Origin of the sequence: Microbacterium sp., assembly GCF_036277215.1 — a bacterium.
Taxonomy (GTDB): Bacteria; Actinomycetota; Actinomycetes; order Actinomycetales; family Microbacteriaceae; genus Microbacterium.
On sequence record NZ_DASUNI010000221.1, the window covers coordinates 1 to 5,949 of the forward strand.

Annotated in this window: 7 protein-coding genes; 3 read left to right on the top strand and 4 right to left on the bottom strand. The window is 70.2% G+C overall.

Translation table 11 applies throughout. The features are described from left to right. Window positions 1–333, top strand: a 333-nt coding sequence (locus VFX99_RS11135) for an FCD domain-containing protein (RefSeq protein ID WP_329666360.1), incomplete at its 5' end; no start/stop codon positions are given. A gap of 201 nt (window positions 334–534) precedes the next feature. Next, complete coding sequence (locus tag VFX99_RS11140; protein ID WP_329666361.1) at window positions 535–948, top strand: dehydrogenase; 414 nt, start codon at window positions 535–537, stop codon at window positions 946–948. Between the two features lie 318 nt (window positions 949–1,266). Here the strand turns inward: VFX99_RS11140 and radA are convergent, their stop codons facing one another. Next, a complete protein-coding gene (gene radA, locus VFX99_RS11145; protein WP_329666362.1) occupies window positions 1,267–2,634 on the bottom strand; it encodes a DNA repair protein RadA in 1,368 nt (455 codons plus the stop codon). 79 nt (window positions 2,635–2,713) lie between these two features. Here radA and VFX99_RS11150 point away from each other — a divergent pair, with 79 nt between their 5' ends. Then, complete coding sequence (locus VFX99_RS11150; protein ID WP_329666363.1) at window positions 2,714–3,199, top strand: SRPBCC domain-containing protein; 486 nt, start codon at window positions 2,714–2,716, stop codon at window positions 3,197–3,199. Here VFX99_RS11150 and VFX99_RS11155 read toward each other — a convergent pair. The 3 genes from VFX99_RS11155 to VFX99_RS11165 all read right to left on the bottom strand — a co-directional run bounded on the left by VFX99_RS11155 (window position 3,166) and on the right by VFX99_RS11165 (window position 5,813). After that, entirely contained in the window at window positions 3,166–3,351 is a 186-nt protein-coding gene (locus VFX99_RS11155; protein WP_329666364.1) for a hypothetical protein, read from the bottom strand. The two genes, VFX99_RS11150 and VFX99_RS11155, sit on opposite strands and share 34 nt — an antisense overlap. A 62-nt stretch (window positions 3,352–3,413) precedes the next feature. Further along, the gene (locus VFX99_RS11160; protein WP_329666365.1) at window positions 3,414–4,364 is read right to left on the bottom strand and encodes an L-lactate dehydrogenase; all 951 of its coding nucleotides are present in this window, start codon (window positions 4,362–4,364) and stop codon (window positions 3,414–3,416) included. 51 nt (window positions 4,365–4,415) lie between these two features. Beyond that, entirely contained in the window at window positions 4,416–5,813 is a 1,398-nt protein-coding gene (locus VFX99_RS11165) for an MFS transporter (RefSeq protein WP_329666366.1), read from the bottom strand. Window positions 5,814–5,949 lie beyond the last annotated feature (136 nt).

The following is a 5,949-nucleotide window of genomic DNA, read 5'->3' on the forward strand; positions in this document are numbered from 1 at the left end:
ACACCCGAGGCTCGCGCCGAACTCTGGGCGCGGCACCAAGCCGCCTGCGCCGCAGAGGCCGCCGACTACCGGCGGCTCGATACGCTCCTGCACCTCACGATCGCCGAGGTCGCCGGCATCCCATCGCTCGTGGCGCTCGCCGCCGAGAACCGCGCGCGCGTCAACGCGTGGCTCGACACGTTCCCGCTCCTGCCGCGCAACATCGAGCACTCCAACGAGCAGCACGAGCGCGTCGTGACGGCGATCCTCGCCGGGCGAGCGGATGCCGCGGAGGACGCGATCCTCGAACACCTCGCCGGCTCGGAGGCGCTGCTGCGCGGCTTCCTCGCCTGACACAGCGCCGCGGGTACCGCGCTCGGTCGTTGAGCGAGGCGCGCAGCGCTGAGACGAAACGCGCGGCCGCCTCCGAAACGGCGTTTCGTCTCGCTTCGCTCGCTCAACGACCGGGTACCCGCGCTCGGTCGTTGAGCGAGGCGCGCAGCGCCGAGACGAAACGCGCGGCCGCCTCCGAAACGTCCTCGGTACCCTGGGGCGATGGCAGCGGAGAACGAGCGCACCCCAGAGGCGGAAGCGGACGAGCCCCCTGAGTTCCGCAACACCGCGCTGAGCGATGCGCTGCAGACGCAGGATCTCGCCGCCGTCGCGTTCGCGCTGCGCCACGGCCCGACGGTCGTCCCACTCGCGCCGCCCGCGACCGCAGGCTCGGACACAGACGGCGTGTGGACCTACCGTGACTCGAACACGGGCGACGTGGCACTGCTGCTGTTCAGCGATGCCGCCCACAAGCCGGCGTCGCTCCCGTCCGAGATGGCGCTGAATACACCGGGCTGGCTGCGCGCGTTCCTGAGACTGCACGAGGACGAGATCGCGACCGTCTTCTTCGACGTGGCCGGTCCGCATCCCATGCAGGCGAGCCCTGCTGCGCTGATCGCGGCGCTCGACGCCTGAGCGGCTCGCCGGAGGCCCCCTCGACTTCAGCCGCTGCGGATGGCATGCTCGCCGGATGGAGTTCCTGGTGGTCGGCATCGTGTGCCTCGCGGGTCTGGTGATCCCCGTCGTCCTGGGGATGCGCGACTACCGCCACTCCCACCGTCGGCCCTGAGCCGCGGCATCCGGTCGGCGAACCAGGGGATTCTCCGCGAGCCGGGGGCCGTCGGCATCCGGCTCGGCAAGATTCCTCGGGTTCGCCGCAATCCACGTGCGGGCACGCGGCAAGAACGCGGGGTCGGCGCCCAAACGGGCGCAGATCAGGCGGACGCGCGCGCCCTAGAACTCCGGGACGTCGTCGCCGGGCCGCACCTTGGCCCTCATGCGCACGTCGCCGAGCGCGCCACCGATCGTGCCCGACCGGCTGTCGATCAGCTCGGTGTAGCCGAGGCGCGCGGCCTCGCTGCGTCGCTGGGCGCTCTGGGTCACCGGGCGGATCTCGCCGGCGAGGCTGAGCTCGCCCACCGCGGCGAGCGTCTGGGGGGTGGCGTCGTTGCGCACCGAGCCGGCGACCGCGATGGCGATCGCGAGATCGGCGGCAGGCTCGGTGAACCGCACGCCGCCGACGGTGGAGACGTAGACGTCCATGTTGGAGGTGACGATCCCGGTCTTCTTCTCCAGCACGGCGAGCACCATCGCGACCCGGGCGCTGTCGACTCCGTTCACGATCCGCCGCGGGTTGGGGGCCCCGGACTTGATCGTCAGCGCCTGCACCTCGACGGGCAGCGCGCGCCGCCCCTCGAGGGCGATCGCCACGCACGTTCCGGGCTCGGGGTTGCCGTGACCGAGGAAGAGCGCGCTCGGGTCGGCGACCTCGGCGATGCCCGAACCGGTCATGTCGAAGCATCCGACCTCGTCCGTGGGCCCGAACCGGTTCTTCAGCGCGCGCACGAACCGCAGCGACGTCTGCCGGTCGCCTTCGAACTGGCACACCACATCGACGAGGTGCTCCAGGATGCGCGGGCCCGCGATCGACCCGTCCTTGGTGACGTGCCCCACGAGGATGACGGGAAGGCTGCGGTCCTTCGCGACGCGGATGAGGGTCGAGGCCACCTCGCGCACCTGGCTGGGGTGCCCGGCCATGCCCTCCGACAGCGACGACGAAACGGTCTGCACCGAGTCGACGATCAGCAGCTCGGGCTTCACCTCGTCGATGTGCCCCAGGATGGTCGCCAGGTCGGTCTCGGCCGCCAGGTACAGCTCGTCGTGCAGCGCGCCGGTGCGCTCGGCGCGCAGGCGCACCTGGCCGGTCGACTCCTCCGCGCTCGCGTACAGCACGCGGCGCCCGCCGCGCGCGCTCTGCGCCGCGACCTCGAGCAGCAGCGTCGACTTGCCGACCCCCGGCTCGCCGGAGAGCAGGATGGCGGCACCCGGCACGATGCCCCCGCCGAGCACCCGATCGAACTCGCCGACGCCGGTCGTGCGGCGCGGGGTGTCGCGCGAGTCGACCGCGGTGATCGGGCGGGCAGCGCGGTCTGCGCCCGGCGCGATCGCCGAGACGGAGCGGCTCAGCCCGGTCGGCTCGGATGCCTCCACCACGGTGCCCCACTGCTGGCATTCCCCGCAGCGGCCGACCCACTTGAGGGCCGTCCACCCGCATTCCGTGCAGCGATACGGCGCTGTCGCAGTCGGTCGTCGGGTGGCCATGATCTCAGGGTAGGCGCGGCATCCGACAGAGGGATGCCGCGCCCCGGCGGGCCGCGACATCCCCTTGTATGCTCGCCCCATGCGCGTCGATTCCGCCTCCCGTCGCATTGCCGCTCTGCGCGAGGAGGTGTTCCGCGCCTTCACCGATCCGGGCATGCTCGCCTCCTGGCTGCCGCCCGAGGGCATGAGCGGGCACCTCGAGCACATCGATGCCCGCGCCGGCGGAAGCTTCCGGATGGTGCTGACCTACGAATCGGGCGACGGCCGCGGAAAGACCGACGAGCACTCCGACGTCACCGACACCCGGATCCTCGCGCTGGAGCCGCCGAAGCGCGTCGTCTGGGCGGTCACGTTCGAGTCGGACGATCCGGCGTTCGCGGGCACGATGTTCATGGAGTGGACGCTCGACGCCCTGCCCGATGCCACCGACGTCACCGTGGAGGCGAAGGATGTGCCCCCCGGCATCGACCCCGACGACCACGCCCGCGGGCTCGCCTCATCGCTCGAGCAGCTGGCGCAGCTGTTCGAGGGTCACTCCACGCGCCACGTGCCGACCGGAGCGTAAGTCGAGTCCGAGATCACCTCGGATGCCGTGCCCGAGGGCAGGTCGTAGTACTTCAGATTTCCCGCCCAGTAGCGCAGGATCCGTCCGAGCTCCTTCAGGGTGTCGTCGGCCATCACGCCCGCGTCGAGGTCGACTTCGAGGATGAACTTCATGACGCGAGACTAGGTCGTGCCGGGGACGGTGTCACCGGCATCCGTCATCCGCGCCGTCGCTGTCAGCGCAGCGACGCCGCCACCTGGCGCAGAGTCTCCGCCGAACGCCGCAGCAAGGCGAGCTCCTTCGTCGAATAGGGCGCTTCGAGGATCGGGATCGCTCCCGACGAGCTCACCACCGACGGCACCGACAGCGCGACACCGCTGATGCCGTGATAGTCGTTCAGTACCGTGCTCACCGGCATCACCGCGTGCTCGTCGCGCAGGATCGCCTCGACGATCCGGGCGCTGGACAGCCCGATCGCGTAGTTCGTCGCGCCCTTGCCCTGGATCACCTTGTACGCCGCATCGCGGACGTCCACGGCGATCGCGTCGAGTTCGTCCTCGGTCATGCGGGGGTGGCCGGGTGTCTCCCACTCCAGGATCGGCACCGTTCCGATCGTGGCCCGCGACCACAGCGCGAACTCGGTGTCGCCGTGTTCGCCGACGATGTATGCGTGCACGCTCGAGGTCGACACGCCGGCGCGCTCGCCGAGCTTCCACCGCAGGCGCGAGGTGTCCAGCACCGTGCCCGACGCGAAGATGCGCTCGGGCGGCAGACCGGACTCCTCCTGCGCGAGCACGGTCAGCACGTCGCAGGGGTTCGTGACGATGACGTAGATCGCGTGGGGTGCGACCTCCATCAGGCGGGGCATCATCTCCTTGAGGATGCCGGCGTTCACGGCCGCGAGCTCGATGCGGGTCTGGCCCGGGTTCTGCTTGGCGCCCGCGGTGATGACGACGACATGCGACCCCTCGACGACCGAGATGTCGCTGCCGCCGACGATGTCGCTCGAGCCGGTGAACTGCGTGCCATGGGCGAGGTCGAGCACCTCGGCTTCGGCCTTCTCGGTGGCGATGTCGTAGAGCGCGACGTGTCGTGCGGATCCGCGGATCAGAGCCGCGTAGGCGGTGCTGGCTCCGACGCTGCCCGCGCCGACGACGGTGAGCTTCGAATTCTCGATGACGGCCATGCGTCCAGTCTGACAGGGCTCCGGATGCCGCCATCCGGGATGCCGGCGGCGTCACTTCGCCGAAGCGGCGGGTGTCGCGTCGGCGCCGGGCTGCGGCATCCGGTTTCTGATTCCGGCGAACGACACCAGTGCGCCGATCGCCATCATCGCCGCCGTCACGATCGCGGCGCGATGGAAGCCTGCGAGGTCGAGCGTGCCCCCGATGATCGTGGCCAGCATGGCGACGACGAGGAGTCCGGCGACACGCGCGACCGCGTTGTTGACCGCTGAGGCGATGCCCGATCGGCTTGTATCGACGGCGCCGAGGATGGCGGCGGTGAGCGGCGAGACGGTCGTCGCGAGGCCGAGACCGAACACGAGCATGCTCGGCAGCACCTGCGTCCAGTAGTCGAACTGCTCGCTCACGCTCAGCAGCAGCAGAGCGCCCATCGCCATCAGGACCGGGCCGACGGTCATGAACAGGCGTGGTCCCCACCTGCCGGCCAGGGCGCCCATCCGAGAGCTCAGCGCGATCATCAGGATCGTCGTCGGGATGCTCGCAAGTCCCGCCAGCGTGGCCGGGAGCCCAGCGCCCTGCTGGAGATAGACCGCGACCACGAAGCCGTTGAGCGACAGGGCCCCATAGACGAAGAAGGTCGCGACGTTGCCCGTCCAGAAGTTGCGGATCTTGAACAGGCCCAGCGGCAGGATCGGCGCCGCGGTGATGTGCTGCCGCACCAGGAAGGCGGCGAACAGCAGGATGCCGGCGACCAGCGGGATCCAGATGGCCGGTGACGCCCAGCCGAGGTTCGGCTGCTCGATGAGCGCGTAGACGGCGGCGCCCAGCCCGAAGGTGCACATGGCACCGCCGATCCAGTCGATCCGAGTGCCGGGCCTGCGCACGTCGTGGGCCTTCAGACGAGTGAGCAGCCACAGCGTGACCGCGATCGGCACGACGTTGATGAGGAAGACGAACCGCCAGGAGAGGAAGTCCACGAACAGCCCGCCGATCAGGGGTCCGGCCACCATCGCGCTCGTGGTCAGCGCCGTCCAGAGTCCGATCGCCTTGCCCTGCAGTGGACCGCGGATCGTCGAGGTGATCAGCGCGAGCGAGCTCGGCACGAGAAAGGCGCCCGCGGCACCCTGAAGGGCGCGGGCGATGATGAGGAAGAGGGGAGTCGGCGCGGCGGCGATCGCGATCGAGGCGATGCCGAATCCGATCAGTCCGATCCTCATGACCAGGATGCGGCCGAACGCGTCGCTCACCGAACCGGCCAGCAGGATCAGCGCGCTGAGCGTGATCAGGTAGGCGTCGACCACCCACTGCTGGGTGACCAGGCCGCCGCCCAGCTCCTCGCTGATGGCCGGCAGCGCGACGTTCACGACGGTGCCGTCGAGGAAGGCGACGAACGATGCGAGAGCGGCGATCCATACGACGAGCCGTTGCTGCGCGTCCAGGGTGAGGCTCACTCCGCCAACCTAGTCGCCCCCCTCGGTCGTTGAGCGAGCGAAGCGAGACGAAACGCCCGGTCGTTGACCTGTCGAAACGCCCGGTCGCGGAGCCTCGCGAAGCGTCGTGGAACGGCCCGCGCTCCTCCACGCGCTT

Excerpts from the sequence above, each read along its gene's own strand:
- VFX99_RS11140 (WP_329666361.1), top strand. The coding sequence starts at position 535 with ATGGCAGCGGAGAACGAGCGCACCCCAGAGGCGGAAGCGGACGAGCCC.
- radA (WP_329666362.1), bottom strand. The coding sequence starts at position 2,634 with ATGGCCACCCGACGACCGACTGCGACAGCGCCGTATCGCTGCACGGAA.
- VFX99_RS11150 (WP_329666363.1), top strand. The coding sequence starts at position 2,714 with ATGCGCGTCGATTCCGCCTCCCGTCGCATTGCCGCTCTGCGCGAGGAG.
- VFX99_RS11155 (WP_329666364.1), bottom strand. The coding sequence starts at position 3,351 with ATGAAGTTCATCCTCGAAGTCGACCTCGACGCGGGCGTGATGGCCGAC.
- VFX99_RS11160 (WP_329666365.1), bottom strand. The coding sequence starts at position 4,364 with ATGGCCGTCATCGAGAATTCGAAGCTCACCGTCGTCGGCGCGGGCAGC.